Source organism: Micromonospora sp. NPDC051925 (assembly GCF_044548625.1).
Classification (GTDB): domain Bacteria; phylum Actinomycetota; class Actinomycetes; order Mycobacteriales; family Micromonosporaceae; genus Micromonospora.
Genome location: NZ_JBIUCH010000055.1, coordinates 1 through 1695, shown reverse-complemented (window position 1 = coordinate 1695; position 1695 = coordinate 1). Strand labels below are relative to the sequence as shown.

At 69.8% G+C, this 1695-nt stretch carries 1 protein-coding gene and 1 pseudogene; both read left to right on the top strand.

All coding sequences use genetic code 11. The features are described from left to right. Nucleotides 1–361 precede the first annotated feature (361 nt). Entirely contained in the window at nucleotides 362–730 is a 369-nt protein-coding gene (locus ACIG87_RS32250; protein WP_396855401.1) for an NUDIX domain-containing protein, read from the top strand. 148 nt (nucleotides 731–878) lie between these two features. Continuing rightward, nucleotides 879–1517: pseudogene (locus ACIG87_RS32245) on the top strand (ABC transporter ATP-binding protein); the annotation flags it as partial. Nucleotides 1518–1695 lie beyond the last annotated feature (178 nt).

The window sequence follows — 1695 nt, the reverse complement described above, 5'->3', positions numbered from 1 at the left end:
GCAACCACCGGAGCACATCCTGCACTGGTCGTACTGGCGGCGAACATCCCAAGCCCGAGCCCGACGATCCCACTACCAGCGCAGACAGGCCAGGTAACGTTGGAGTACTAGTCCACACTCTTGACAATTGCTCGTGCTGAACTGCCGAGCTGGCTGCGTCAGCGGTGGAGAACAACGCCAGGCATCGATAGCTTCGCGCCGCCGCTCAACCACATCGAGCCAGCTACCAATAGGCCTGGGAGGATCTGTCGACATCCCCGGATCTTGGCGCTCCCGCGCGTCAAACTGCTACAGGTTTGGCAGCAGCGGTCGTGGTCAGTGGTCAACCTCAAACCCCGGCCACAACGAACCCGTTTACAAGGTGGAGTGGGAGATCCCTGGCGGGTGCGTCGAGGCGGACGAGTCGCCGTACCAGGCCGCGGTCCGGGAGTGCCGGGAGGAACTCGGCGTGGACCTGACGCCAGGCCGCCTGCTCGTCGTGGACTGGGTTCCGGCCCGCGACGGGCGCACCGAGGGCGTCATGGTCGTCTACGACGGCGGCACCCTCGACGCCACCGCGACGGAACGGATCGTGGTGCCGCCCGGCGAGTTGAAGGGCTGGGCGTGGTCCGACCCACTACAGACCGCCCGGCGGTTACGGCCGCTGCTTGCCCGTCGGATCGCCGAGGCGCTGCGCGCCCGCGCTGACGGGTGTTGCTCCTACCTCGAAGACGGCGTCCGGGTCAACTGACCGCAGGCCGACCGGGGCCCTTCTTGCGGGAGGCGCGTCTTCGGCGGCGCCAGCCGAGACCACCGACTGGGCCTGAGCGTCCGCCGCCCACCACCGAGACACCACCACCGACCACAGTTCATCCTGCCCACCTACGGGAGGTACCGCCATGCCTACAAACGTTCGCCCCGATCGGACGCCCGCCCGCCCCGAACCGCCACAGCGGGATTCGGTATTGCCGGAGTTGCGAGAAGTGTGGTGGGAGACCGGGGTGCGGGCGCGGGCGCAGGCCGGTCTGTTCGCCGTCTTCTCCGAGCTGCCCCGTCTGGTCTGGGCGGCGCTCGTGGTGAGCTGGCGCGCCGACCGGGCAAGGACGTCGGTGGTGGCGGGCACGACGGTCGGCGCGGGGGTGATGGCCGCGTTCGGGCTCCTCGCCGCGCAGCGGGTGCTGGTGGAGCTGTTCGCTGGCGGCCCGACCGCCGACAAGGTCACCGCCGCGCTGCCCGCCCTGGCCGCGCTCGCGGCGGTGACCGCGTTGCGCGCCGGCATGGCCACCACCATGGGGTACGCCCAGAACGGCCTGACCCCGAAGGTCGACCGGGAGGTCGAGCGGGGCCTGTTCGAGGTGACCACCGCAGTGCGGTTGGAGGCGTTCGACGCCGACGCGTTCGCCGACGACATGGAACGCGCCTCCCGAGGCGCGAACTCCACCACCGCCCTGGTGCAGGCCTCGATGAACCTGCTCTCCGGCCTCGCCGGCGTCCTCGCCGTCGCCGTCGTGGTGGTCCACCCGCTGCTCCTCCTGGCGTCGTCCGCCCTGGACCCGCGTGCCGAGGACGCCCTGTTCCAGGCCATCCGGGACCGGCAGGGGCGTGGCATCACCATTCTGATCACTGAGCCTTTCCGCGTAACGGGTCGTGGCGTTGGGTGATCAGGTTGTGCGGTTGTGCTCGACGTGCAGGAGTACGAGGGCCGCTGCGGTGATC